The sequence below is a fragment of the Oscillibacter sp. genome (assembly GCF_040505565.1).
In the GTDB taxonomy this organism is placed as follows: domain Bacteria; phylum Bacillota; class Clostridia; order Oscillospirales; family Oscillospiraceae; genus Oscillibacter.
In genome coordinates, this window is sequence record NZ_JBEUWZ010000004.1 from 49,089 (window position 1) to 75,547 (window position 26,459).

The 26,459-nt window shown below is 58.4% G+C and carries 24 protein-coding genes; 5 read left to right on the forward strand and 19 right to left on the reverse strand.

Translation table 11 applies throughout. The features are described 5' to 3' along the window. Nucleotides 1–21 precede the first annotated feature (21 nt). Nucleotides 22–1,029, reverse strand: a complete 1,008-nt coding sequence (gene trpS, locus ABWQ15_RS00830) for a tryptophan--tRNA ligase (protein WP_353906927.1) — start codon at nucleotides 1,027–1,029, stop codon at nucleotides 22–24. A gap of 232 nt (nucleotides 1,030–1,261) precedes the next feature. Here trpS and gltX point away from each other — a divergent pair, with 232 nt between their 5' ends. Continuing rightward, entirely contained in the window at nucleotides 1,262–2,761 is a 1,500-nt protein-coding gene (gene gltX, locus ABWQ15_RS00835) for a glutamate--tRNA ligase (protein ID WP_353906928.1), read from the forward strand. Nucleotides 2,762–2,802: 41 nt separating this feature from the next. Continuing rightward, nucleotides 2,803–3,810, forward strand: coding sequence for an aspartate--ammonia ligase (gene asnA / locus ABWQ15_RS00840; RefSeq protein ID WP_353906929.1), 1,008 nt, complete (start codon nucleotides 2,803–2,805; stop codon nucleotides 3,808–3,810). 164 nt (nucleotides 3,811–3,974) lie between these two features. Here asnA and tsf read toward each other — a convergent pair whose 3' ends face one another. From tsf to ABWQ15_RS00865, 5 genes are all read right to left on the reverse strand, one after another. Next, nucleotides 3,975–4,892: a translation elongation factor Ts gene (tsf, locus tag ABWQ15_RS00845; RefSeq protein ID WP_353906930.1), complete on the reverse strand. Its 918-nt coding sequence runs from the start codon at nucleotides 4,890–4,892 to the stop codon at nucleotides 3,975–3,977. Nucleotides 4,893–4,948: 56 nt separating this feature from the next. After that, the gene (rpsB, locus tag ABWQ15_RS00850; RefSeq protein WP_353906931.1) at nucleotides 4,949–5,698 is read right to left on the reverse strand and encodes a 30S ribosomal protein S2; all 750 of its coding nucleotides are present in this window, start codon (nucleotides 5,696–5,698) and stop codon (nucleotides 4,949–4,951) included. A gap of 190 nt (nucleotides 5,699–5,888) precedes the next feature. Beyond that, on the reverse strand, nucleotides 5,889–6,194 hold the full coding sequence (locus ABWQ15_RS00855; RefSeq protein ID WP_353906932.1) for a YlmC/YmxH family sporulation protein: 306 nt from the start codon (nucleotides 6,192–6,194) through the stop codon (nucleotides 5,889–5,891). Between the two features lie 85 nt (nucleotides 6,195–6,279). Further along, nucleotides 6,280–7,851, reverse strand: coding sequence for a putative ABC exporter domain-containing protein (locus tag ABWQ15_RS00860; RefSeq protein WP_353906933.1), 1,572 nt, complete (start codon nucleotides 7,849–7,851; stop codon nucleotides 6,280–6,282). Further along, complete coding sequence (locus ABWQ15_RS00865; protein WP_353906934.1) at nucleotides 7,848–8,552, reverse strand: ABC transporter ATP-binding protein; 705 nt, start codon at nucleotides 8,550–8,552, stop codon at nucleotides 7,848–7,850. Before ABWQ15_RS00865 ends, ABWQ15_RS00860 begins: the two co-directional genes overlap by 4 nt. Before the next feature lie 166 nt (nucleotides 8,553–8,718). Here ABWQ15_RS00865 and sigG point away from each other — a divergent pair, with 166 nt between their 5' ends. Beyond that, nucleotides 8,719–9,489: an RNA polymerase sporulation sigma factor SigG gene (sigG, locus tag ABWQ15_RS00870; protein WP_353906935.1), complete on the forward strand. Its 771-nt coding sequence runs from the start codon at nucleotides 8,719–8,721 to the stop codon at nucleotides 9,487–9,489. Between the two features lie 57 nt (nucleotides 9,490–9,546). On the opposite strand, the gene ABWQ15_RS00875 is transcribed toward sigG, so the two are convergent. From ABWQ15_RS00875 to ABWQ15_RS00905, 7 genes are all read right to left on the reverse strand, one after another. Continuing rightward, nucleotides 9,547–11,241: a glutamine--tRNA ligase/YqeY domain fusion protein gene (locus ABWQ15_RS00875; RefSeq protein ID WP_353906936.1), complete on the reverse strand. Its 1,695-nt coding sequence runs from the start codon at nucleotides 11,239–11,241 to the stop codon at nucleotides 9,547–9,549. 174 nt (nucleotides 11,242–11,415) lie between these two features. Further along, nucleotides 11,416–11,661, reverse strand: coding sequence for a DUF6514 family protein (locus ABWQ15_RS00880; RefSeq protein ID WP_353906937.1), 246 nt, complete (start codon nucleotides 11,659–11,661; stop codon nucleotides 11,416–11,418). 249 nt (nucleotides 11,662–11,910) lie between these two features. Further along, entirely contained in the window at nucleotides 11,911–12,504 is a 594-nt protein-coding gene (locus ABWQ15_RS00885; RefSeq protein WP_353906938.1) for a ribonuclease M5, read from the reverse strand. After that, complete coding sequence (gene holA, locus ABWQ15_RS00890; protein ID WP_353906939.1) at nucleotides 12,501–13,556, reverse strand: DNA polymerase III subunit delta; 1,056 nt, start codon at nucleotides 13,554–13,556, stop codon at nucleotides 12,501–12,503. Before holA ends, ABWQ15_RS00885 begins: the two co-directional genes overlap by 4 nt. A gap of 9 nt (nucleotides 13,557–13,565) precedes the next feature. Continuing rightward, nucleotides 13,566–15,821: a DNA internalization-related competence protein ComEC/Rec2 gene (locus ABWQ15_RS00895; RefSeq protein ID WP_353906940.1), complete on the reverse strand. Its 2,256-nt coding sequence runs from the start codon at nucleotides 15,819–15,821 to the stop codon at nucleotides 13,566–13,568. After that, on the reverse strand, nucleotides 15,818–16,039 hold the full coding sequence (locus ABWQ15_RS00900) for a helix-turn-helix domain-containing protein (RefSeq protein ID WP_353906941.1): 222 nt from the start codon (nucleotides 16,037–16,039) through the stop codon (nucleotides 15,818–15,820). Before ABWQ15_RS00900 ends, ABWQ15_RS00895 begins: the two co-directional genes overlap by 4 nt. A gap of 105 nt (nucleotides 16,040–16,144) precedes the next feature. Then, a complete protein-coding gene (locus ABWQ15_RS00905; RefSeq protein ID WP_353906942.1) occupies nucleotides 16,145–17,233 on the reverse strand; it encodes a DUF3048 domain-containing protein in 1,089 nt (362 codons plus the stop codon). Nucleotides 17,234–17,378: 145 nt separating this feature from the next. Between ABWQ15_RS00905 and ABWQ15_RS00910 the strand changes: the two genes are divergently transcribed. Further along, nucleotides 17,379–17,927 (forward strand): DUF4364 family protein, encoded by a 549-nt coding sequence (locus ABWQ15_RS00910; protein WP_353906943.1) that lies wholly within the window; start codon nucleotides 17,379–17,381, stop codon nucleotides 17,925–17,927. A 24-nt stretch (nucleotides 17,928–17,951) separates the two neighbouring features. Then, complete coding sequence (locus ABWQ15_RS00915) at nucleotides 17,952–18,977, forward strand: threonine aldolase family protein (RefSeq protein WP_353906944.1); 1,026 nt, start codon at nucleotides 17,952–17,954, stop codon at nucleotides 18,975–18,977. 77 nt (nucleotides 18,978–19,054) lie between these two features. Here ABWQ15_RS00915 and ABWQ15_RS00920 read toward each other — a convergent pair whose 3' ends face one another. Genes ABWQ15_RS00920 through ABWQ15_RS00945 form a run of 6 tightly spaced genes read right to left on the reverse strand, consistent with a single transcriptional unit; the run spans nucleotide 19,055 to nucleotide 26,450 of the window. Then, complete coding sequence (locus ABWQ15_RS00920) at nucleotides 19,055–20,461, reverse strand: aminopeptidase (protein WP_353906945.1); 1,407 nt, start codon at nucleotides 20,459–20,461, stop codon at nucleotides 19,055–19,057. Further along, nucleotides 20,448–22,121: an L-threonylcarbamoyladenylate synthase gene (locus ABWQ15_RS00925; protein WP_353906946.1), complete on the reverse strand. Its 1,674-nt coding sequence runs from the start codon at nucleotides 22,119–22,121 to the stop codon at nucleotides 20,448–20,450. The genes ABWQ15_RS00920 and ABWQ15_RS00925 overlap by 14 nt, the downstream gene beginning before the upstream one ends. Before the next feature lie 37 nt (nucleotides 22,122–22,158). After that, nucleotides 22,159–23,220 (reverse strand): peptide chain release factor 1, encoded by a 1,062-nt coding sequence (gene prfA / locus ABWQ15_RS00930; RefSeq protein WP_353906947.1) that lies wholly within the window; start codon nucleotides 23,218–23,220, stop codon nucleotides 22,159–22,161. A 40-nt stretch (nucleotides 23,221–23,260) separates the two neighbouring features. Further along, nucleotides 23,261–23,761 (reverse strand): flavodoxin family protein, encoded by a 501-nt coding sequence (locus tag ABWQ15_RS00935; protein ID WP_353906948.1) that lies wholly within the window; start codon nucleotides 23,759–23,761, stop codon nucleotides 23,261–23,263. A 35-nt stretch (nucleotides 23,762–23,796) separates the two neighbouring features. Beyond that, entirely contained in the window at nucleotides 23,797–24,555 is a 759-nt protein-coding gene (locus ABWQ15_RS00940) for a YdcF family protein (protein WP_353906949.1), read from the reverse strand. Continuing rightward, nucleotides 24,552–26,450: an ABC-F family ATP-binding cassette domain-containing protein gene (locus ABWQ15_RS00945; RefSeq protein WP_353906950.1), complete on the reverse strand. Its 1,899-nt coding sequence runs from the start codon at nucleotides 26,448–26,450 to the stop codon at nucleotides 24,552–24,554. The genes ABWQ15_RS00940 and ABWQ15_RS00945 overlap by 4 nt, the downstream gene beginning before the upstream one ends. Nucleotides 26,451–26,459: the final 9 nt, after the last annotated feature.

Here is a 26,459-nt window from a genome sequence, read left to right on the forward strand (position 1 = left end):
CTCCGGCGGCGCGCGCTGTAATCAGCGGTCGATGAAGCCGACCTTTTTGTAGACTTTGCCCAACGTCCGGTTGGCGACCTTTGCCGCCCGCTCCGCACCGTCGCGGTAGATGGACTGCAGGGCGTCCTTGTCGGCAAGCAGCCGCTCCGTCTCCTCCCGGATGGGGCGCAGCAGTTCCACCACCGCCTCGCCCACGGCGGTCTTGAAATCCCCGTAGCCGTGCCCGGCGAACTCCGACTCAATGGTGTCGAAGCCCCGGCCCGTACAGGCGGAGTAAATCTGCATCAGATTGGACACACCCGGCTTTTCCTTCTGGTCGTACCGCACGCAGGCCTCGGAGTCCGTCACCGCCTTTTTGAACTTGCGCAGAATGTCCTCCGGCTTTTCCAGCATATAGACGCAGCCGTTTTGATCCTTGTCGGACTTGCTCATCTTGCTTTCCGGAGAGGCCAAGCTCATCACCCGCGCCCCGATCTGCGGAATATAGGGCTCGGGAATTTTGAACACGTCGCCGTAGATCCCGTTGAAGCGGGCGGCAATGTCCCGGCAGATCTCCACGTGCTGCTTCTGGTCGCCGCCCACCGGCACCAGATCCGCCTGATACAGAAGAATGTCCGCCGCCATCAAAGCCGGATAGGTGAACAGGCCCGCGTTGATGTTGTCCGCGTTTTTCGCGGACTTATCCTTGAACTGGGTCATGCGGCTCAGCTCTCCGAACATGGTGTAGCAGTTCAGCACCCAGCCCAGCTGGGCATGGGCCGGAACGTGGGACTGGACAAACAGCGTGTTTTTCTTCGGGTCCAGACCGCAGGCGATATAGGTTGCAAGCTGCGTGAGGGTGTGCCGCCGCAGCTCGGAGGGGACCTGACGGACCGTGATGGTGTGCATGTCCGCCAGCATATAATAGCAGTCATACTCGTTCGCCAGCGCCGCCCAGTTGCGGATGGCCCCCAGATAGGAGCCCAGGGTCAGGTCACCGGAGGGCTGAATACCGCTCAGAATCCGTTTTTTCTGTGTCTCGTTTTCCATGGTAACACCTCAAAATCTGCCGCTTTACCCCATGTTGGCCATAAAGCGGCAATATAACTTTTTTATTGTAGCACGGCGTATGGAAAAGTGCAATCCGTTTCGGGGATTTTGCCCCCAGCGGCGTCAAAGGCTGCTTCCTTCCCCTGCGTCGGCGCAAAGCAGGAAAATTCTTGACATTCAGGGAGACAAAAGCGATAATATATCCTGTTAAATTCTGCATGGAGGTAAATTCATGGCTGTTGATAAAGCATTCTTTGACGAAATGGAGGCCCATATTCCCGGAGGGAAGGTACGCACCCGTTTCGCCCCCTCCCCCACCGGCTACATGCACGTGGGGAACCTGCGCACCGCGCTTTACACCTGGCTCATTGCCCGCCACGCGGGCGGCACTTTTATCCTACGCATTGAGGACACCGATCAGGTCCGTTTGGTGGCGGGCGCCACCGACGTGATCTACAAAACCATGGCCGAGTGCGGCCTGAATCACGACGAGGGTCCCGATGTGGGCGGTCCGGCGGGCCCCTATATTCAGTCGGAGCGCCGGGACCTGTACGGAAAGTATGCGGAGCTGCTGGTGGAAAAAGGCTTTGCATACCGGTGCTTCTGCGGGAAGGACGAGGATGAATCCCAGGAGGTTGCAGAGGGCGTCAAGGTCAAAAAGCACCACTGCGGCTGTCCTAATCTCTCTTGCTCCGAAATTCAGGCAAAGCTGGACGCCGGCGCGCCCTATGTCGTTCGCCAGAAGATTCCCCGTGAGGGAACTACCACGTTCCACGACGTGACCTTCGGGGATATTACGGTGGAGAACGACACGTTGGACGATCAGGTACTCATCAAATCCGACGGACTGCCCACCTATAACTTTGCCAACGTGGTGGACGACCACCTGATGGGCATTACCCATGTGGTCCGGGGCAGCGAGTATCTCAGCTCCGCGCCGAAGTACAACCTTTTGTACGAGGCGTTCGGCTGGGAAATTCCCACCTATGTCCATTGCGCCCCCGTCATGCGGGACGCCCACAACAAAATGTCCAAGCGCCACGGGGACCCCTCCTACGAGGACCTGATCGCGCAGGGGTATCTGACCACTGCCGTTTTGAATTATGTCGCCCTGCTGGGCTGGGCGCCCAAGGGAGAGCTGAGCGAGCAGGAAATCTTCTCTCTTGATCAACTCGTGGATGCGTTTGACATTGCCGGAATTTCCAAGTCACCCGCCATCTTTGACATCGCAAAGCTGGACTATTTTAACGCCACGTATCTCCGCGCCCTTGCGCCGGAGGAATTTTCAAAGATTGCGGAGCCCTATATCCGAAAGAGCGTCCAAAATCCGTCCATTGACGCTGCCGCCGTTGCCGCACTGCTTCAGGCGCGGTGCGAAAAGCTGACGGAGATTCCCGAAAAGGTGGACTTCTTCGATGTGCTGCCGGACTATGACGTTGAGTTTTATGTAAATAAAAAGTCCAAAACCGACAAGGCCGTCTCCAAAGGTATGCTCTCCGTCGCCATCCCCGTGCTGGAGGCGCTGCCCGCCTGGGATACCGACTCTATCCATGACGCGCTGATCGACCTTGCGGAAAAGCTGGCGGTCAAGAACGCCACACTGATGTGGCCCGTACGGATCGCGGCGGCGGGCAAGTTGGTGACGCCCGGCGGCGCGGTGGAGATCTGCCGCATTCTGGGGCGGGATGAAACGCTGCGCCGGCTGAAGCACGGCCTTTCCCTGCTGGGCTGAGTCCCGGTATCAAAATACAAATCAGAAAGATGGGTAGCCCAATGAGTAAAGTAGTGATTCCTGCCGGATATAAAATGCCCCTGACAAACAACCAGCTCCAGCGCGCCATCGAGTTCATCCACGCGGATTTTCAGAAGAATCTGACGGAGCGGCTTGATCTCCACCGTGTTTCAGCCCCCCTGTTTGTGGACGGAGACACAGGCTTAAACGATGACCTCAACGGCGTGGAGCGCCCTGTGGCTTTCGATATTCCGGATGTGGGCACCGACGGGCAGGTGGTCCACTCTCTTGCCAAGTGGAAGCGTCTGGCACTAAAGCGTTATGAGTTCAAGGTCGGGACTGGCCTCTATACCGACATGAACGCCATCCGCCGGGATGAGGAGGTGGACAACCTCCACTCCGTGTACGTGGACCAGTGGGACTGGGAAAAACACATCCGCCGGGAGGATCGGAACATCCAGTATCTCAAAGACACCGTGCGTACTATCGTGACCTCCATCTGCGACACCGCCGAGGACCTGAGGAAAGCCTATCCCGTCCTCACCTTCCACCCGGATCGGGACGTATTCTTCATCACCACCCAGGAATTGGAGGACCGCTATCCCGACCTCTCCCCCAACGAACGGGAAAAGGCCGTGTGTGAGCGGCACCATACCGTGTTTCTCATGCAGATCGGCGGAAAGCTCAAATCCGGCAAGCCCCATGACGGCCGCGCCCCAGACTATGACGACTGGACGCTGAACGGCGACATCCTCATGTGGAACCCCATTCTGGAGCGGAACTTTGAGGTCTCCTCCATGGGCATCCGGGTGGATGAGGCGGCGCTGGACAAGCAGCTGACCCTCTCCGGCCACGATGAGCGGAGAAGCCTGCCCTTCCACAAGATGCTGCTGGGCGGCGAGCTGCCCCAGTCCATCGGCGGCGGTATCGGGCAGTCCCGGCTGTGCATGTTGCTGCTTGGCACCTGCCATATCGGCGAGGTACAGGCCAGCCTTTGGGATAAGGATACAACAGCGGCGTGTGAAAACGCGGGGATTACCCTTCTGTAAACCGCATCAGCAAAAAAGCTGCTTCGATCTTGAATGGCACAAAAAGGCGCAGAGTAAGAATATTTTCTTGCTCTGCGCCTTTCCTATAAAACGTAAAAAAGGGCCTGAGAAGCACCGATTTGGCGCATCTCAGGCCTCTAAACATTGACTTGAGGGACAGCTGATTAACCCTTCACCATGGAGGCGATCTCGTCGGCAAAGTTCTCCTGCTTCTTTTCAATGCCCTCGCCCTTCTCAAAGCGAACGGCGGTAACGAACTCGAGAGAGCCGCCCAGCGTCTTTGCGGAGGAAGCGATATACTGCTCCACGCTCATGCTGTTGTCCTTCACAAACTCTTGCTGCAGCAGGCAGTTTTCCTCGTAGAACTTATTCAGCTTGCCGGAGGCAATCTTCTCCTTCACGGCGTCGGGCTTGGAAGCCATCTTGGGATCGTTGGACATCTGAGCGACCAGAATCTTCTTCTCCTCGTCCAGAACGTCCTGAGAAACCTCGGACTTGTCCCAGAAGCGGGGGTTCAGAGCAGCGATCTGCATGGCGACGTCCTTGCCGACGGTTTCCACCTTCTCGGCGGCCAGGTCGGTCTTGAAGTTCACCAGCACGCCGATCTTGCCGCCGGCGTGGACATAGGGCACGGAGATGCCCTCGGAATAGCGGACGAAACGGCGGACCTTGATGTTCTCGCCGATGACCAGCACCATCTCCTGCTGCTGCTGGGTGACGGTCAGGTCGGTACCCTCGTACTTGCACTCCATCAGCGCGTCCAGATCAGCGGGGTTCTGCTTTGCAACCGTGGCGGCCACGCCCTTAACGAAGTCCACAAACTTCTCGTTCTTGCCCACAAAGTCAGTCTCGGCGTTGACTTCCACCACAATACCCAAGCCGTCGATCACTGTGGCCAGAGCCATGCCCTCGGCGGCGATGCGGCCGGCCTTCTTCGCGGATGCGGCCATACCCTTCTCGCGCAGCCATTCAACAGCCTTGTCAATGTCGCCGTCGGTGGCGGCCAAGGCCTTTTTGCAGTCCATCATGCCCACGCCGGTCATTTCGCGCAGGTTCTTCACATCAGCAGCTGTAATAGCCATCTTCGATATTCCTCCAAATTGATGATTTAATGAGGCATATGCCCCGGAAACGTCTCTTACTCGGCGGACACGGGTGCGGAAGCCGCAGGGGCCTCGACGGCCTCCTCCATCTGCTCGCCCTGCTTGCCTTCCAGCATGGCGTTGGCCATGATGGAGGAGATCAGCTTGATAGCGCGGATGGCGTCGTCGTTGCCGGGGATGACGTAATCGATCTCATCGGGGTCGCAGTTGGTATCGGCAATGGCGACCACGGGAATACCCAGCTTGTGGGCCTCGGCAATGGCATTGCGCTCCTTGCGGGTATCCACGATGAACAGCGCGCCGGGAAGGGACTTCATGTTCTCCACGCCGCCCAGATACTTCTCAAGCTTGGCAATCTCGCCCAGGTGCTTCATGACTTCCTTCTTGGGCAGCATATCAAAGGTGCCGTCCTCCTGCATGGTCTTGAGCTGATGCAGCCGATCCACGCGGGTGCGCATGGTCTTGAAGTTGGTCATCATGCCGCCCAGCCACCGGGCGTTGACATAGTACTGACCGCAGCGCTGAGCCTCCTCGCGGATGGCGTCCTGCGCCTGCTTCTTGGTACCAACGAACAGAAGGCTCTTACCGTCGGCAGACAGATCGCGGACAAAATTGTACGCCTCTTCCAGCTTGCGGACGGTCTTTTGCAGGTCCACGATATAGATGCCGTTGCGCTCGGTATAGATATACGGAGCCATCTTGGGGTTCCAGCGGCGGGTCTGATGACCGAAGTGGACGCCTGCTTCCAGCAGAGACTTCATGGATACGATACTAGAATTTGCCATGGTTTTGTTCCTCCAAATATAAATTTAGTTTACCCTCTGGCGCTTCAACCCATCCGCCAGTTTCCATCGGAAACACAGACGGATAGTCCACCACCATGCGTAATGCTGTAATATAATACCACAAGATGTCTACGGATGCAAGGACTTTTTCGTGAAAAACCGCAAAATCCTGACCGGAACCCCTCACTTTTCAGGGATTCCGGTCAAAATTTCTATATTTCTTCCGCCTCTTTCGTTCCAGCGCAGGGTCCCGCCGCTGAAACGGCTTGTCAATCAGGATAATGTCGTCCCCAATGCGCTGGATGCAATCCCAAGGGATATAATACTCCTCGCCCCTGCCGAACAGACCGAAAAAGCGGTATGGCCCGTACACAATGATCGCGCACACCTGTCCTTCCGGCAGCTTCAGCTCCACGTCCGCCACGTATCCCAGTCGGCAGCCGTCGCAGATGTTGATGACCTCCTTGCTCCGCATCTCCCGCATCCTGCACTCCATGGCGATCCACCTCCCTGAAAAAGAGGATATGCCGGAGCAGGAATGTCCTATGCCGGGCGGCAAAAGACTTTGAAAACGCGGCCCCTTACCGGCTGCTCAGCTCCGCGTATTCCAGCAGGTTTCGGCACAGAAACAACACCAGAAGGCTTGCGGGCAGATTGCCCGCCACAGTCAAAAGCAGCACGCATGCCGCGCCAAAGTCCCAGATGAGTCCACCCACCAGCGCCAACGCGACACCGGTCGCCATCACCGCCAGCGAGATCGCAAGATAGAGCAGCAACACCAGCACCCTGGACACGCTGCCACCCCAGATGCGCTGCACGGCGATGTCCGCAGAAAGATACACGATCCCAAACGCGACGCGAGCCAGCACAGCGGCCAGAAACTCCATCGGTCCGAGCCGCAAAAGAACGCCCACCGGAACGAAGATCACCAGCGCGTCCAGCACCATGGAGGGCATCGTTTCCGCCAGCGCCCAAAGGAGCTTTTTCAGCGCCGGCTCCGGCACCAGATAGAGGTACGGACGGGTCAGCTCATAGTTGAACCGCCCGGTCGTCATGGCGGAAAAGAGCTGCAGATAGGAGGCCATGCAGAAGGTGGGCAAAAGCCCGGCGTCTTTTGTGAACACGCAGAAAATCACGGTAATCACCGCGAACAGCAGGCTGTTGGCAGGCAGAATAAATTTCCGGGAACGGCGGTTTTCAAGCAGATGCTTGCGGAAAAAGGCGCTGGAGCCCCAGCCGCCGCGAAGGCCGGTCCTGCCAACCTTGACGTTGGCGGGCAGAGCCTCCCGCATGGTTCCCTCTTTTTTGGCGGAAATGGCAGAATAGCTGATCTCCGCGCTTTTGAGCACATCCTCATAATAATCCGGGTCCATACGAAACAGCAGCCGGAGCAAAATGACCGTCAAAAGCACGCACAGGCCCACGCCCTGAACCGCAAGGCCCCAGTCGCCCACCAGCGCGCCCTTTGCCGCAAGGCTCAGCCAGCCCCCCACGGGGACCGCGTATAAAAACTTTCCCGTAGCCTGCACCGCGGCCCGCGCACCGATGCCCTCCAACCCATAGGGCAGACACCGGGCGGCCAGCCACATCCCACACAGGGCATATATGCCGGTGAAAACCACGCGGCAAAGTTTTTGCCTCCGCAGGTCGTGGCTGGTGAATGCGTAGAGCATCATAGCCACGACCTGACCCAGAAAGATTGCGCAGCCGTAGAGGATCAGCAACGCGATCATCTGAAGGATGGTGGCATTATAAAAATTATGGAGATTCGGATACTGGAACAGCAGAAAAAAGCCCACCAGCAGCGAGGTTCCCATCTGGCGCAGCAGTCCGTAAAACAGAATGGTTTGAGGTCGGACAGGCGCGGTAAACAGCAGCGTCGCGTCCGAAAGGTTAAAGATGTTGCCGCCTCTTGAAAAGCCGGCGTTGGCCGTCATGATGAACATTGCCGTGTAAAACGCCAGGACGATGGCTGTCAGCCCATCCATGCTGTGATACGCGCCACCCCCCCCGCCGGTGTGGCTGCCGCCGATCATCGTAAAGACCAGCAGCGCCAGCAGGACAATGGCGTAGATCAGGCGGGCCGGCTTTTTCACCATCTCCCGAAGCCGGTTTTTCATGGTCGTGAAGGCCAGATACCGCAGCGGTCTCATACAGCGCCGCCTTCCCCGCCCTCGGTGATGGAAAAGAACAGTTCCTCCAGACTCTGTTCCGCCGACTCTCCCTTTTTCCGGGTGGCGGCGAACGCGCCATTCATCATGATATGGCACACGTCCCACGTCTCCTCCACGGAGTTGATCATGTGCGTGGAGATCAAAACAGTGGTGCCGCTCGCCTTCAGCTCCTGAAAGACCTCCTTCAGTTCCCGGATGGCGTGGGGGTCCAGCCCCACCAAGGGCTCGTCGAATACCGCAACTCTCGGCCTGGGCAGCAGCGCGCAGCAGATGGAGAGCTTTTGCTGCATTCCCTTGGACAATTCCTTGCCCAGTTTGTCCTTCTTGTCCCACAGCTCAAACCGCTCCATAAGCCGCTGCGCGTATCCGTCGTCCTCCAGCCGGTAGGCCCGGCGGATAAATTCCAGATGCTCCTCCACGGTCAGCAGATCGTACACCGCCGGAACCTCCGGAATATAGCCAAGCATCCGCTTAGCCTCCAGCGATTTGTTGGGCTTTCCGCAAATTTCTATGTCGCCCTCAAACCGCAGAAGCCCCGTGATGCATTTGATCATGGTGGATTTTCCCGCGCCGTTGGGACCCAGCAGCACCGCCGCCTCTCCGTCGTCCACGAAGAAGCTGATATCCTGATTGGCAATGGTTTTGCCGTATTTTTTGGTCACATGATTAATGCGAAGCACGCCTTCTCTCATCCTCTCTCAGTATAAAGATCCAAATTATTCTAGTATAGATCCCCGTGAAAGTCAACACGTGCCGCCGTATCTCGACAAAACCTTCCAGTATAGGAAAATCGACCGCCGGAAATACTGATTCAGGAAGAAAAAATCAGGTAGCGAGGTGGCTTTCATGCAGGGAAAGGTCGAGATTTGCGGTGTAAACACATCCAAGCTGAAAGTTCTGAAAAACGAGGAAACCATGAACCTGCTGCGCAGGACGAAGGCGGGGGACAAGGAGGCGCGGCAAAAACTGATCGAGGGAAATCTCCGTCTGGTGCTGTCGGTTATCCAGAAGTTCTCCAACCGGGGCGAGAACGCGGACGACCTTTTTCAGGTGGGCTGCGTGGGCCTTATTAAGGCCATTGACAATTTTGACGTCTCACAGCCCGTGCGTTTCTCTACCTACGGAGTTCCGATGATCGTGGGTGAGATCCGACGGTATCTGCGGGACAATAGTGCCATCCGGGTATCCCGCAGCATGCGGGACACCGCTTACCGGGTCCTCCAGATGCGGGACAAGCTGATTGGCGAAAATCAGAGGGAGCCATCGGTGGAGCAGATTGCCAAAGCGCTGGACATCCCCCGGGAGGAGGTGGTCTTTGCCATGGACGCCATCACCGATCCGGTCTCCCTCTACGAGCCAGTGTATTCCGACAGCGGAGACACCCTGTGCGTGATGGATCAGGTGCGGGATAAGAAAAACACCGACGAGAACTGGGTGGACCACATCGCTTTGAAGGAGGCACTCCGTCGCCTGAGCGACCGGGAACGGCGGATTCTGGCCTTGCGGTTTTATGAGGGCAAGACCCAGATGGAGGTCTCCGCCGAGGTGGGCATTTCTCAGGCGCAGGTTTCGCGGCTTGAAAAAGGGGCCATTGATACCATTCGAAAAAATCTATAGCGTGCAAAAAAGCGGCCCGCCGTCCAATAAACGGCGGGCCGCTCAGTGTGCCGCAAATTACTTTTTAAAACTGTCCTTCAGGCTGACGCTGCGGTTGAATACCAGATGGCCCGGTGCGGAATCCTTGTTGTCCAGGCAGAAATAGCCCAGACGCATGAACTGGAAATTCGCGGGAGCCGCGGCATCGGCCAGCTCGGCCTCCACCTTACACCCGCGCAGTACCTCCAGCGAACCGGGATTCAGATAATCTAGGAAGTTCTTGTCCGCGCCGTCGGGGTCCGCGTCGGTAAACAGGTTGTCGTACAGCCGCACCTCGGCATCCACGGCTGTGGCGGCGTCCACCCAGTGGATTGTCGCGCCCTTGACCTTCCGTCCGTCGGCGGGGTCGCCGCCCCGGCTCTCCGGGTCGTATTCGCACAGGACCTCCGTGACATTGCCGTCCTTGTCCCGGACGCAGCCGGTGCAGGTTACGAGATACGCACCCTTCAGCCGTACCTCGTTGCCGGGGTACATCCGCTTGTACTTGGGCACCGGCTCCTCCAGAAAATCGTCGGCCTCAATATAGACGGTCCGGGAGAAGGCGACCTCACGAGTGCCAGCCTCCGGGTCGATGGGGTTGTTCTCCACGGTCACCGTCTCCTGCTTGTCCGCGGGGTAATTGGCGATCGTCAGCTTCAACGGCCGCAGCACCGCCATAGTCCGGCGGGCGGTCTCGTTCAGATCCTCCCGTAGGCAGTGTTCCAAAAAACCGAATTCTACGACGGAGGGAACCTTTGCAACGCCGATACGCTCACAGAAGCTGCGGACAGACCGCGGCGTATAGCCCCGGCGGCGCAGACCGCACAGAGTGGGCATCCGGGGATCGTCCCAGCCGGAGACCATCCCCTCCTCCACCAGCTTGCGCAGCTTCCGCTTGCTCATGACCGTGTGGTCGATGCCAAGTCTGGCAAATTCGATCTGCCGGGGTCTGGAGGGTAAATCGGTATGCTCGATGACCCAGTTGTACAAGGGCCGGTGATCCTCATACTCCAGAGAGCAAAGAGAGTGTGTGACCCCCTCCAGCGCGTCCTGAATGGGATGGGCAAAGTCGTACATTGGATAGATGCACCACTTGTCCCCCTGCCGGTGATGGTGAGTATGGTTGATCCGGTAGATAACCGGGTCGCGCATATTGAAGTTCCCGCTGGCAAGATCGATCTTGGCCCGCAGAGTCATGCGGCCGTTTTCAAACTCGCCGTTTTTCATCCGCGCAAAAAGATCCAAGCTCTCCTCAATGGGACGGCCACGCCACGGGCTGCGGGCTGGGACACCGATTTCGCCCCGATACTCCCGGAACTCCTCCGGGTTCAGCTCGCAAACGTAGGCCAGCCCCTTTTTGATGAGTTCCACGGCCTGCTTATAATCTTCGTCAAAATAATCGGAGCCGTAAAACAGCCGGTCGCCCCAGTCAAAGCCGAGCCAGTGGATATCCTCCTGAATGGCGTCTACATACTCGGCGTCCTCCTTGGCGGGATTCGTATCGTCAAACCGCAGGTTACACAATCCCCCAAACTTTTCCGCCATGCCAAAATCGATGGCCAACGCCTTGCAGTGTCCAATATGCAGATAACCGTTGGGCTCCGGTGGAAAGCGGGTGTGGACCTTCATGCCGGCATATTGCCCGCCGGGAGCGATGTCCTCCTCGATAAACGTCTGGATAAAATTTCGGCTCTCCGGGGTCTCTGTCTCCGGGGTCTTGCGTTCCTCTGCCATACTGCGTTTCCTTCCTTCCTATGGCGCACTTCTGCTTTTGTCCATATTAAAAGCTATTATACAAACTTCATACAGAAAATGCAAGAGGGGGCCGCATCGCCGAAAAAGCAGTCAAAGAAAGTCTGGAAATCTTTTTCATCTTCACCGAGCCGCTTCCATACTCCCCCGTCCGGGCTAACTAAGCAGCCAATCTTCCGTCACATCCCTCAGCGATACCGGAGTCACCGCACACCGCAACAGCAACTCCACCAACCGCCAGACCCGGTCACCGGACGGCGCAAGGCCGTTCACGCGGCTGCACTCACTACCACGGACGATCTCCACTCCATAGTCTCCCGGAAAGCCGTCCGTATCATCCAACAGGTAATATGCCGTTTTTTCTCCCAGTACCTCAGCCTCTCCTACCAAAACCCTATGCAACAGCGCTCCCTCCAATTTTTGACAAACTGTCAAGTTAGTTTATGCTTGTACCGCGAATCCCGCCGTGAGGGAATCGATACACGTGTATTTTAGCACATCGCTCTGTCGAATTTTGTCGAATTTTAAGCAATATAAGTATTTTTGCAAGAAATTTAATTTCTTTATAGCAATTCATTTGTTTAAAATGCACAAATAGTTTCATATGTGAAAGTGAAACACCTCTGCCCTTTCATCTCTTCCGCAAATCCGTCAAGACTCGTCATTCAGCAGAGCCAGCAGCTCCGCCTTGCCGTACAGTAGATTCAGCGCGTCCAGCATGGCGGAGGCGGACAGATGCTCCGGCAGAGCCAGCCGCCGCAGCAGCGCCCGGCGCTTTTCCGCGCTGTCCGGCCCGCCGGTGAGACCCAGTTGATAGAGGTCGGCCTTTGTCAGCGGCTCCCGCACAGGCGCGGGGGCGTCCTCTCCCTCGAAGGTGGCCCCGGCCCGCTCCAAAGCAGCGAGCAGCACCTCGGGGCGCATCCCCTCCACTCCCAGCTTTCCCTCTTTTCCAGCCTTGCGCTTGCGGCGCTCCTTGCCGTAAAAATCCGGGATATACGCCTGCTTTACCTTGTCTTGCGGCAGCGCACCCTTGAGGTAATTTCGGATGACGAACCCCGCGCCGTCACTGTCCGTCAGGACGATCAGTCCCTGTTCCTCCGCCAGACGCCGCAGGAGGGACAATTTCTCCCGATCATTGAACACGGCAAAGCCGCCCACGGGGAACACAGCGGCGTCCACCGTCTGACGGAGGGTATTCTTGTCGTAGCGGCCCTCCACCACGATCACTTCCCGCACCTTTCTCATTTACGCTGCGCCCCCAGGCGCACCAGTAACAGCTTCAGCTCACCGGCGCTGTCCACGCCCTTTTCGCTCTTCATCCGCCGGTCCAGGACCTGGCACTGCTTCACCGCTGCGGCGCACCAGGGCGCTGTGGTCTTTTTTGCGGCGGACAGCAGCATCCGCACCGGATAGTCCGACTTGTAGCCCCACAGACTCATCAGCCAGTATTTGTCCTTTCCGCTGTCGATGGAGAGCCGGGCGGTGTAAATGCGGCGGAGCTGCGCCCCCAACATTCCAAGAATCAGGATCGGCTCCGTCTGCATTTTCAAAAGGTCGCCCAAAATCCGCGCTGCCTCGTCATAGTTCCCCGCCAGAACTGCGTCGGACAGCTTGAACACCTCCGCCGACAGCACCGGGTCCGCCACCGCGTCGATGTCCTTCTCGGTGACGGTCTTTCCTTTTGCATAGGCGCCGATCTTTGCGATCTCCGGCACCAGTCCGGTCATCAGCGGGCCGCAGAGAAACGTGAGGTACTCCGCCGTCTGTCGGTCGATCTCCTTTCCCAAAGCCCGGAACCGTCGGGCGATCCAGGCAATCAGATCGCTGCTCTCCGCCGGACGGAATTCCACCGCCTGCGCATGGCTTGAGAGAACCCCGCACAGCTTTTTCATCGTTTTGTTGGGCTTGTAGGTCAGAGTATCGTAAGAAAAGACGATGCAGCAATACTCCGGCACATCCTCCAAAAATGCAGTAAGCTTTTCCCGCTGGTCATCCCCCAGCTTGAAGAGGTCGAAATCACTGACCAGAATCAGCGTCCGCTCCGTCATCATCGGCATGGCCTCTGCCATCTCGGAGAGCGTCTGGACCGTCAGGTCCTTTCCCTCCAGCCGGTGATAATTGAACTCCTCAAATTCCTTGGGGATCAGCTGCTTACGCAGTTCGCCCAGATAGTATTCCCGGAGGTATGCCTCTTCTCCGTAAAAAATGTAGACGCTGCCGAGAGTCCCGGCGGCGATGTCCGCTTTCAGTCTTTGAAACGCTGTGTTTTCTTTTGGCTTAACCGCTTCACGTGCCATGTTGACCTCTCACTTTACAAAAATGTGGATATTGCCCTGCTTGTCCGTCCGATAGACGGTGACGCCCGCCTGCACCAATCGCCGCAAGGCCTCCTCCGATGGATGGCCGTAGCTGTTTCGGCCCACGCTGACGATGCCTATTTCCGGTTTTACCGCGTCCAGCAGCTCTTCGCAGGTGGAATATTTGGAGCCGTGGTGTCCCACGATCAGCGCCTCGATGTCCGGCAGAGGATAGGCGGAAATCAGTTTTTCCTCCGTCTTTGCGTCCATGTCGCCGGTGATCAGCAGGTCGAAGTCGCCGTCGGAGCAGAGCAGTGACAGGCCGTGGTCGTTGTCGTTATCGCCGCCAAGAGGCGGATAGATCGTCAAGACGCTGTTCCCTAGCGCCCACGACTCCTCTTCCGTGACGAACTCCACATCCGCGCCGTGGTTCGCCGCCGTTTCCATCACCCAGCTTCTGAGATTCGCGTCGTCCCAATAGTCCGGGGCCATCAGAGTCTTTACCCGCAGCCGGTCCATCAGGCCCGCCACGCCGGAGATGTGGTCGTAATCGTAGTGGCTTAGCACCAGATAGTCAAGCTCCTTGCAGCCCATGGTCAAAAGCTGGTCCGCGGTGTCGCTGCCCGCGCCCAGCCAGCTGTTTCCGGAGCCGCAGTCCATCAGTGCAAACTGCCCGCCGGACGCCATAATGGTGCCGGCTCCCTGCCCCACGTCCACCGCCACGATATCCAGTGCGCCCCGGGCGTAATAGAGACGCCCCAGCTTCACCGTCGCCGCCAGAGACAGCGCCGCCAGAACCGCCGCCACCGCATATTTGCGGCGGGCCTTGGGTTTGCAGAAATACGCCGTGCCGAACAGAATGTAGAAGTACACAAGCCAGTATTTCAAAAACGGATTTGTGTAATACAGCGCGTGATACGGAATCTTCGCCAGAGTATGGACCGTCAGCAGCACGTAAGCAATCAGCCCCCTTGGGACCAGCGCCGCAACAAAAGCCAGCGGCATCCAAATAAACCCCAGCAGGACGGAAATCAGCCCCACCGCGAAGATCAGGCTCACCGCCCACAGGCACAGCAGGTTGGATACAGGCGAAACCAGCACCAGAAAGCCGAAGTAATACGCCGTCAGCGGCAGCGTAAACACCAGCGCGCCGCAAGTGGCGGAAAAGCTGGTGGAGACCGCGCGAAACACCCTGCCCCGCTCCTTTTTGCCCCTCAGGACGCGGTCCAGCTTCGGCGTCAGCCACAGCATCCCGGCCACCGCGCCAAAGGACAGCTGAAGGCTGATAGACGCAGCGGCAAACGGGTTTTGCAGCAAAATCAGTAGCAGCGCGAAGCTCAGGGCCGTGGGCGGGTCTCCCTCCCGCCGCATGGCGGGTGCGATCAGCACCAGCGACAGCATCACGCAGGCGCGGACCACGGATGGCCGCGCCCCGGTGAGCAGCGCGTAGAAAATCAGCACCGGAATGGCGGTGCATGCCGCCGTCCGGCGGCGTTTCTTCCCCACCAAAGCCAGTACCAGCAGCATTAAAAAGGAGCAATGCAGACCGGAGACGGCCATGATGTGATAAATTCCCGCCTCGCTGAGATCCGTCCCTGCCGAATCGCTCAGCAGCGTCTTGTCGCCGGTGAGAATGGCGGTCATAAACCCCGCCGTCTCGCCGGGATACAGCTCCAGAATCTTTTCCTGCATGGCGTGTCCCAGCCGGACGGGCCACCACCGGAGTGAGGACGCGCCCAAATCGCCGTAAGTCGCCTCTCCTCCACCGTATGCCAGCAGGAAGACACCCCGGGACGTGAACGTGGTCACCTCGTCGTCCTGAATTCTTGCCGCGCTTTTCAGGTGGACGTCATCCGTCACCGTACACCCAGGGGTCAACTCCAGTAGCGCCGCGTCCCCATAGTAGACGGCCCTCACCCCTCGAAGGCCTGGAAGCTCCGGGCGCACGGTGACCTTCGCGCCGTAGTCCGTCGCCGTCGGATAATCCAGCAAAACCATGGTCACGCCCGCTGAATCGGTTTCCGCCAGCGCCTCCGCCGGAGTCTGGACAAAAAGGGTAAATGCCCAGTCATACCCCAATGCTACGGATAGCGCCGTGCAGATCAAAACCACCCGATACCGCGTCGGTTCCCGCAGGAAAAGCGCCAGCGTTCCCAGTCCCAGCGCCGCTGCCGAGCCGGGCAGCAGCCACCGCGACGGAAGCAGATATTGCGCCAGAAAGATGCCCGCTGCAAAGGAGAGCGCCCATGTCGCCAATTTTCTCATTTTTTTGTCGGAGGCGCGGGGTCGATGGTCCTGCCCAGCAGGTAGTCCGTACTGGTATTGTAAAGGTCCGCCAGCTTGACCACGGCCCATACGGGGATTTCTCGCTCGCCGTTCTCATACCGCCGATAGACGCTGCGGTGCATATTCAGGTAATCCGCTACCTGCTGCTGCGTATGATCCCTGTCTTCACGTAAATCCCGGATTCTCTTAAATTCCACACCACATCACCATCCCCTAAAAAGCTACCAAACGGAAACATTTTTACCTTGTATTGTGCTCGTTCGGAGCCATTTCATGCCACAGTAATCTTATAGGATCACGCCTTATGATACCGTCATGACACCGGTCTTGGAGCTGATGATGCACACATAGCTGTTACCCTGCCCCAGATTCAGCGGGATGTTGCCCATGGTGGTGTAGACGAAGGGGCTGTTTCGTCCCAAACGGCTCCAGTGGATGGGAATGCTTTTCCCGCCGCAGAAATACGCGCCGTCCCCCTTGCCAATGGTCTTTACCGTCAGGCGTCCGTAAGTATCCCCCGAAATCACGGAGATGTCGGTTTCCAGCACCAGCAGGTTCGTAATTCCTACCTGCTCACCTGTGTTGCCGTCCACATATTCCTTGCCGTACTGCCCCACCAGATACTTGCCGCTGGCGGCGTCGTAGTCAAAGGTCCCGGTCTTGTACTGGGAGAATTTTACGGAGACATGCTCCGCCGTCTCGCCGTTTGGCGGCGTGCCGTCCTCCACGAACTTCTGGCCGTAGATATAATTGGACTTGTGCTCCGTGCGGAAATGGCCCGCTGTCAGATAGCCGAGGATGTTTTCGCCGGAGGTCAGCATGCTGTGCTCGTAGCCCATGGTCTTCCGCCGATCCGCATCCCGCCAGAAAATTTTAGCATCAGACCCGCCGTTGACCCCGTCCATATTGTCCACGCCCCATGCGGCGATGTCGGAATAGGCATCCGGGCTGCCCCCGGCGTGGACGTACAGCGCATCGTGCCCCAGGGCCAGCTCTATGTAATAGGGGCGGCTGGAGCGGATACTGCCCAGTGTCCCGACGCTTTCCCCCTCCAGCGTCTGATAGAGCGCCATCATGCGGGTAATGCCGCCCTCGGCGGGGACTTCGTAGATAATATCCGCCAAGGAGGTTCCCAACTGGGGCTGGGCGGCCTTCAAATTGTTCAGCATTACCGCCACGGGCCGAAGATTCTCATACTCCGGCTCCATGGGAAGCCCTGTCAGCGGATTCGTGCCGGAGGGGACGTAGGGCTCCGGCTCCTCTACGACTGCCGGCGCAAAGGCGGATACCGCCGAGGCCGACGAGGATGCCGCCGACTCTTCCGCCTTGCCGCAGGCGGAAAGGGTGAGCAGTATCAGGGCCGCACACAGGAGGGAGAAGATTCGTTTCATAGACGCGCCGCCTTTCGTTTTCTTCTCTCCTATCATCCCACCCCGGTCCCTCTCCGTCAAGTCATTTTACATTTTTCCCCTATACAAATCGGAAAAAGGCGGTTATAATCAAAGTAAAGTACGTATGCGCAAAGGAGGCGGTTGCATGGCCGGACATGGGTTTATCCATGATCAATTGGAAATCAAATTTTTGATTTTGTACATCGCCGCGCGCGTCATTCAGCCGGTGCCTTTCGATACCATGCTGGAACTGACGCTGTGCGACGACGCCATAGACTATTTCGACTTTTCAGACTGCCTCGCAGACCTTGTAAAGACAGAACACTTAACATTGTCCGAGGACGGTTTATACGCCATTACCGAAAAGGGACAACGAAACAGCGAAATCTGCGAATCCAATCTCCCCTACTCCGTCCGTCAGCGGTGCGACAAGAACTTGGCGGACTGCAACCGCCGTCTGCGGCGCAAAAGCCAGGTTCAGGCTTCTTCCGTCCAGCGGCCCAACGGGACGTGGACGGTGTCCCTCTCTCTCTCCGACGACATGGGCAGCGTGATGGACCTGAATCTGATGATGGTGCAGGAGGACATGGCCCGGGCCGTTGAAAAGCGCTTTCGCCAGAGTCCCGAGCGGCTGTACAGCCAGATCGTGGACCTGCTTCTCTCCGACGGACAGGACGAAAAGAGCGAAAAATAAACCAAAATGAGAAAGAGGGATTTCATGTACAGCTTCCGCAACGACTACAGCGAGGGCTCACATCCCGCAGTTTTGAAGGCCCTGACCGACACAAATTTGGAACAGACCTGCGGGTACGGTCTGGACCCCCGCTGTGCCGAGGCGTCCGACCTAATCCGCCGCCAGTGCGCCGCGCCGGATGCCGACGTGCATTTCGTCGTGGGCGGCACCCAGGCAAACCTGCTGATCATCCACGCGCTGCTGCGCTCCTTTGAGTCCGTGGTGGCCGCCGACACCGGCCACGTCAATACCCACGAGACCGGGGCCATTGAAGCCACCGGCCACAAGGTCTGTTCCGTCCCCTCGCCCGACGGGAAGCTTACCCCCGCTCTGATCGGGGCGGTTCTCGACCGGCACGACGGCTCGGAGCATATGGTCCATCCCAGGCTGGTCTATATCTCCGATACCACGGAGGTGGGCACCGTCTACACGAAAGCGGAGCTGTCTGCCCTGTATGATTTTTGCCGGAATCAGGACCTGTATTTGTTTTTGGACGGCGCGCGTCTCGGCTCCGCGCTGACGGCGGAGGACAGCGACCTGACGCTTCCGGACCTGGCGGCATTGACCGACGTATTTACCATCGGCGGCACGAAAAACGGCGCGCTGTTCGGCGAAGCCGTCGTTCTCAGCGCCGGATGCGGCAGGGCGGATTTTCGGGCTTACATGAAGCAGCGGGGAGCCATGCTGGCGAAGGGACGGCTGCTGGGCCTTCAGTTCTCCGCGCTGCTGGAAGACGGGCTGTATTTCGACATCGCCCGCCATGCCAACGAAATGGCGCAGCTCCTGCGCAAGGGCATCGCAGAATTGGGATACAGCTTTGCCTCCGATTCCCCCAGCAACCAGATATTCCCCATTTTCCCGGATGCGGTGGCGAAAAAGCTGGAGTGCTGCTATGAATTTGAAGTAAACGGCCCCACCGGGGACGGCTGTACCTGCATCCGGCTGGTCACCAGCTGGGCCACGCCGCGCAGCGCAGTGGAGCAGTTTCTGAAAGATCTTGCGGCGGTATGACTGCCGCCCTAAGTGCGATAAAAACGACCCGTCGACGCAATGCGCCGGCGGGCCGCTTTTTGTTTTAAGTCAAAAGCTCAGTTTTTCGCCTGAAACACCGCCGTCATGCCCTTATAGGTCTCGTAGCAGTCCAGCTTTGCCACCGTTTCAAACGGTGAGTGCATACTCAGCACCGGAACTCCCGCGTCCAGTGTGGTAATGTTCCGATTGGCCATATACGCGGCCACCGTCCCGCCGCCGCCGGCGTCCACCTTGCCCAGCTCCGCGATCTGCCAGAGAACGTTCGCCTCGTCGAAGAGGCCGCGCACATAGGCCACAGTCTCCGCGTCGGCATCGGATGCGCCGGATTTTCCTCTGGCTCCGGTATACTTGCAAAGGCCCACACCGTAGTTGAGCCAAGCTGCGTTTCGCTTGTCAAACACATCAGAAAAGACAGGGTCGAACGCCGCGGTAACGTCCGCGCTGAGGCAGAAGGATTTCTCCAGACACACCCGCACGGGAACGCCCTGCGTTTCACACAGGTCCTCCATAAAGGTGTCGAACGCGGCGGACTGCAAGCCCGTCACTCCTTCCGACCCAATTTCCTCTTTGTCCGCCAGAATGCAGACAGCGGTTTTCTCCGGCGTCTTCTTTAAATCCAAAAGCGCACGGAACGCCGCGTAGGCACACACCCGGTCGTCGTGGCCGTAAGCGCCGATCATGCTGCGGTCCAGCCCGATATCACAGGCCATGGCGGCTGGAACAGCCTCCAGCTCTGCGGAGGTGAGATCGTCCTCTACAATGCCGTATTTCTCGTTCATCAGCTGCATCACCGCCAGCTTTACTCGATCGCTGCCCTCGCCCTCCAGAGGGCGGCTTCCCAGCAGAAGGTTCAGCGACTCGCCGAGAACAGCCTCGCCCAGAGGTTTTTTATTTTGCTCTGTGCCCAGATGGGGCAGAAGGTCTGTGATGACCAGCTTGGGGTCGCCCTCATCCGCGCCGATGCTGACGGGGATAGTCTCACCATTTTTCAGCGCAACCACGCCGTGGAGCTCCATAGGGACAGTAACCCACTGGTACTTGCGGATGCCGCCGTAATAGTGGGTCTTGAAGTAGCACAGCTCGCTGTCCTCATACAGCGGGTTGGGCTTCAGGTCCAGCCGGGGCGAGTCGATGTGAGCAGCGGCGATCTGCGTGCCCTCGCTGAGAGACTTGTTCCCGATGCAGGCAAGATACACGCTCTTCCCCCGGTTGCGGAAGTACAGCTTGTCCCCCGCTTTCAGCTTCATGCCGCGGGCAAAGGGCTTGAATCCAGCCTTTTCCGCCAGCCGCACCAGCTCCGCCGCGCATTCCCGCTCGGTCTTGCTCACATCTAAAAACGCCTTGTAGTCCGTACAATAGGACTCCATGGACTTCTCTTCTTTTACATCAAATTTATCGTAGCCGTTTTTCTTGCCGGAGAGCAACTTTTCCCGCAGCTCTTTCATCTTTTTATCCTCTGCCATTTGCTTTATCCTCCTTGATTTTCTCGATTAAACGGGCAAAGAAATCCCTCGCATCGTCCCGAAACGCCTTCGGTGTATCTGCGGTATTGCTCAGCTCCTGATCGCACTTTTCGCGGAAGTAGTCGTCCTGCTGCTGGGCGGAGACACGGAGACGGGCGTACTTCTCGTCGATGCCGTCCCGCTCCATAATCCGCCGGACCCGCATCTCAATGGGCGATGTAACCGCCACGGTGCAGTCGCATAGCTTGTCGAGGCCGGACTCAAAGAGATTGATGGCGTCCAGCGCGCAGAGCTTTCCCTCAAACGCAGCAATCCGCCGCTCCACTTCCGGCCGGAGAAACCGGAACACGATGTCATTGAGCTGGTCCAGCCGGTCGGAGTCGCCGAAGACCAGCTCGCCCAGAGCCTTGCGGTTCAATGTCCCATTGGGATTGAAGACCTCCGAGCCAAAGGTCTCTGCAATGGCGCCGCGCAGTCCCGCGTCCGTGTTCAGCAGCTCATAATAAACCGCGTCGCAGTCCAGCGCCAGTCCGCCCAGGTCCTCAACGGCTTTCAGCGCGCTGGTCTTGCCCGCGCCGGTGCCGCCGGTGAGGCCCAGAACAATGCTCTCTTCCTCCACGTCCACCACATGGAACCCGGCCGCCTTTTTCAGCCGGTTGCCAATGGCCAGCCCCAGCCCCCGGTTGTCCGGGCACTGGGCCAGAATCTCCGTTACATCGCTCCCGTCAAAGGTCCGCAGCGCGTCGAACACCCGCTGAGCCTGAACCTCCTTGTCGTCAACAGGGCCCAGAAGGTGGGTCTCATGACCTTGAAACAGCGATGCAAACTCGTCAAAGCAGATCACGCCGGTACCGGCCTTCAGCCGCTGGACGATAGCCTGAGCTGTCCGGCGGGGATTGCCCGTGAACACGGTGACGGCGGCTTTCGGTGCGTAATGGCGGTACTTCATGCCGGGGGCCCTGGGCTTTTCGTTCTCCCCCAACGGCGCGGTGACTGCCTTATCCACCTCGATCTCCCCAAGAACCCGCTGAAGGTCCTCCAGCGGCAATCCGCCGGGACGGAGCAACCGGGGCGGCGTCACCGTCAGATCTATGATTGTGGACTCCACACCCACGGAGCAGGGTCCGCCGTCCACAATGCCCTCAATCTTGCCGGACATATCCTCCGCAACGTCCGCCGCGGTAGTGCAGCTGGGGCGTCCAGAGGTGTTGGCGGAGGGCGCGGCGATGGGGACCCCCGCATAGCGGATGATGGCCTGCGTCACCAGGTGGGCCGGGCATCGGACGCCCACGGAGTTCAGTCCCGCCGTGGTCACGTCGGGGATGACGGGTTTCCGCTTCAAAATCATCGTCAGCGGTCCCGGCCAGAAATTCCGCGCCAGCGTGTATGCCAGAGGCGGCACATCCTCGCAGAACCGGGGCAGCCACTGGGCGGAGGGCACGTGGATGATGAGGGGGTTGTCCTGAGGCCGGCCCTTCGCCTCAAAGATGCGGCGCACCGCCTCCGGGTTCAGCGCGTTGGCCCCTAGGCCGTACACCGTCTCCGTGGGGATGGCCAGCAGCCCGCCGGAGCGGATGATATCCGCCGCCATCTCGATTTTTTCCTCCACAATCCTTTGCTGACCCTTAATGTTGGTTAAATCAATCAGTTTTGTCTCCATGGTCATACCTTCTATTTTACACGGGTCCCGCCCGCTTTTATTTCTCCTGTTTGCGCAGCTTTTCCGCCGTGTCGGCGGCGATCAGCGCGTCAATCAGCTCATCCAGATCGCCGTCCATGACGGCGTCGATCTTATAGAGCGTCAGTCCAATGCGGTGGTCCGTCACCCGACCCTGAGGGAAGTTATAGGTGCGGATGCGCTCACTCCGGTCCCCGCTGCCCACCTGACTGCGGCGGCGGGCGGCCTGAGCCGCGTCCTGCTTCGCAAGCTCCGCCTCATAAAGTCTGGAGCGAAGTACCTTCATGGCCTTGTCCTTGTTCTTGAACTGACTCCGTTCTTCCTGACACTCCACCACTGTCCCGGTGGGCAAATGGGTGATGCGAATGGCGGATTCGGTCTTGTTGATGTGCTGTCCCCCCGCGCCGGAAGAACGGTAGGTGTCGATCTTCAAATCGCCGGGGGCAATGGTGAATTCCACCTCCTGCGCCTCCGGCAGCACCGCCACCGTGGCGGCGCTGGTGTGGATGCGCCCGGCGGACTCCGTCTCCGGCACCCGCTGGACCCGGTGAACACCGCTTTCAAATTTGAACCGGGACCAGGCCCCGTCACCCTCGACAAGAAAGCTGATTTCCTTCACACCGCCCAGCTCTGTGCGGTTTTCACTGACCACATCCACGGAAAAGCCCTTCCGCTCGGCGTACATACCGTACATGCGGAAAAGGGACGCGGCAAACAGTGCGCTTTCCTCTCCGCCTACACCACCGCGGATCTCCACCACAACGTTCCGCCCGTCCTCCGGGTCCCGGGGCAAAAGCAGCCGCTTCAGCTCCTGTTCCAGCCGCTCCGCCTCCGCCTTTGCGTCAGGCATCTCCTCCTGAGCCATGGCCCGCAGCTCCGGGTCGCTCAGCAAATCCTCCGTCTCCCGCAGGCGGCAGTCCGCCTGCTCCCAGGCGGAGAATGCCTCCACAACCGGAGTCAGTTCTTTCAGTTCCTGATTTACCACCCGCAGTCGGTCCGGACTGCCATAGACCGACGGGTCGCTCAATTGAGATTGCAGCGCGTCGTACCGCGTTGCGACCTCCCTCAGTTTTTCAAGCAAGCTCATGCCTCCCCTCTCTTAATTTTAGTTGGGGAAGCAGCTAATCCTGAATCTCCTCGCCTTCCAGAAAAGCCCGCGTCCGACGGAGAAATTCCTCCTGCCAGAAGTGGTAGCCAACAGAGCCGGCCCGCAGAGACACGGCGGTCCGGTGGGGCTGAGAGAGGTACTTATCCATCTGCTGATAGACCTCCTCGCACTTGCCGTTACCTCCGCGGAGAAGCACGTAGGACACATTGGTTAAAAGATATCCCTTCTCCTTCAAAAAGCCGCGTATCACGCTGCTGCACCGCCCGGCCCAGACCGGCGTACCCAAAATCACCAGCTTGTAATTCGCCAGAGGCTTTTTCGTCTCAAAAGGTTGGAGCGGCGCCACCGTGCGGCGCATAGCATCCATGCCGCTGCGGAGAAAACCCTTTGCGCCGCTGCGGTCCACGCCGTCGTTCAGCTCCACCAACTCGGCGTCAAGTGCCATCGCCAGCTCTTCCATAGCAGCCTTGGTGTTCCCCGTTCGGGTCGAATACATACATAAAATATCGCTCATAAGACCTCCTTGGTCTCTCGCGGGTACGCCCGCGGTCAGTCAAATAGTACGGTCTTCACCAGCGCGAAGGCCTCACGCGCATAGTAGTTGACGGAAAGCCACACCCAAGGCAGCTTTGCAGGAACATCGAAGACATTCAGTCCCGCCCGCTGGGCGATCAGATTGGCCCGGAAGGCGTGAAAATCGTTGGTAATCACGGCGACGGAAGCGCTTGCTGCATCCACTCCGTTCTCCTCCAGCAACTTCTTTGAATACCGGAAATTTTCTGCCGTGCTGGTGGAAGTCTCCTCCAGAATCAGCCGGTTCGGGTTGATGCCTCTCTCCGTCAGCGCCGTAAACATGGCCTGTGCCTCGGTGATGTCCTCCCCCGGACCCTTCCCGCCGGAGAGCACCGCCGGCACGTCCGGGTGGGCCGTCAGGTACTCCGCCGCCGCGTCGATTCGGGTGGAGAGGGCCAAGGACGGCGTCGTTCCGTTCACTCCCGCGCCAAGAACAATTACCGCGTCGGCTTTCAGTGCGGAATTATCCGCCGTTCCGTGGGAAACCAGCAGCGCCTCGATGGAGCAAAAACCCACAATTCCCACAGAAATGATTGCAAGGAAAATCACTTTACAAATTCTGCCGCTTCGACTTTCCTCCGCCCAGCGGAGCAAAGCCGCCCACAGGGCAAGCCCTCCTGCAATTCCCGCGCACAAGCAGGCGGAAAACTTCACGCCGGGGACAAACCAAAGCCCCATCGCCACCATCAAAAATACGCCTGACGCAGCCAGCGAAAGACGGATGGATTTTTTCACTCAGCCGCCTCCGAAAGTGCCTCCCACTTTTCATATAGCTCGTCCAGCGCGGCCTGCACGGCATCCTTTTCCGCCATCAGCCCGTTCAGCTTTTCATAATCGCAGGCCGCGTCGATCATGTCCTGGTCCAGCTTCTGGAGAAGTTCCTCCGTCTCGGAGATGTGGTGTTCGCAAATAACCAGCTGCTTCCGGGCGGCGGTCTGCTCCCGGCCTGTGCGGGGTGGTCTTTCCGTAATGTCTTTTTCCTTAACAGGTTTTGTATTTTCCCGCTTTTGAAGCACTTCTCTCGCCTTGTCCGCCCGGTACTGAGTGAAGCTCATGGGCCAGTCGGTGATGGTGCCGTCCGCGATCTCCCAGATGCGGGTGGCAAAGCGGTTGATAAAATAACGATCGTGGGAGACGAACAGCAGCGTTCCGTCAAAACTTTCCACCGCATCCTCAATCCACTCCCGGGAGTCAATATCCAGATGGTTGGTTGGCTCGTCCAGAATCAAAAAGTTGATCTCCTCGTCCATCAGCATGCAAAGCCGCAGTCGGCTCTGTTCCCCACCCGAGAGGACGGAGACGGACTTAAACACATCCTCGCCGCGAAAATCGTAGGATGCCAGCCGATTTCGGGCGCTGGATTCCGTCATGCTCTTTTTCACTGCATGGAGATTCTCCACCAGATTCCAATTGGGGTGGTCGAAGTGGATGATCTGGGGCAGATAGGCCGGCTTGATGGCCGGTCCCAGCTTGATACGTCCGTCGTCGGGGTAATCCTCGTCCATAATCATTTTGATGAGCGTGGATTTTCCTGTGCCGTTGTCTCCGATGAGTGCGATGCGCTCTCCGCCCTCCACCTTCAGGCTGATGCCTTCGAACAGGTGCTTATCGCCGAAGGACTTGGCCACATTGCGCAGCGTCAGCACCTCGTCGCCCTGAAACTCCACGGAAGAAAATCGGGCGTCCATCTTCCGTCGCTTTGTGGGACGGTCGGTGGTGCGCATCCGCTCGATGCGCTTTTCCATGGAAAACGCCCGCTTGTACATGGCGTCGTTTCCCATAAATGCCCACAACCGCAGGCGGTCCGCCGCCTCGGTGAGTTGGGATATCTTGGCCTGTTCCTTTTCGTACTGTTTCAGCTTTTCCTGATAGCGCTTTTCCTTTTCAACGGCGTAAAAACTGTAATTTCCACTGTAAAACTCCGCTTTGCCGCCATTGATCTCGATGATGCGATTCACTGCCCGGTCCAGGAAGTACCGGTCGTGGGAAATTGCCACCACGGTGCCCTTGAAGCGGGAGATATAATCCTCCAGCCACTCCGTGGCATGGAGGTCCAGATGGTTGGTAGGCTCGTCCAGAAGAAGAACATCCGTGTCCTCCAGAATCAGCCGCCCCAGATTCACCCGGGTCTTCTCCCCGCCGGAGAGGCGGTCGAAGGGCTCCTTGCGCATGGACAAGGGGATGGAAAGGCCGTTTGCCACCTTGTTGACGGCCACTTCTGTGTCGTATCCGCCAAAGGTCTCAAATTTCTCCGTCAGCATCCCATACCGCCTCAGCAGCGCCGGATCACTCTCCCCCGCCGCCATGCGCCGGGCGATGTCCTCCATCTCCTGCGCCAGAGCGGAAAGGCGAGTGAACGCCGAGCGGAGCACGTCCTCCACCGTGAATCCCTCCGGATAGATGGGAATCTGGGAGATCAGTCCCATTCGGTGGCCCTTCGCCAGCGACACGCTGCCGGCGTCATAGTCCAGCTCACCGGTGAGGATGCGGAACAGCGTGGTCTTTCCCGCGCCGTTGGGGCCCAGAAGCCCTACCCGCTCTCCCTCATCGATCTGAAAGGTCAGCCCATCCAGTATTTTCTTTTCCAAATCGAAGGACTTAACCAGCCCCTCTACCTGTATCTCTATCATTGGTAATCC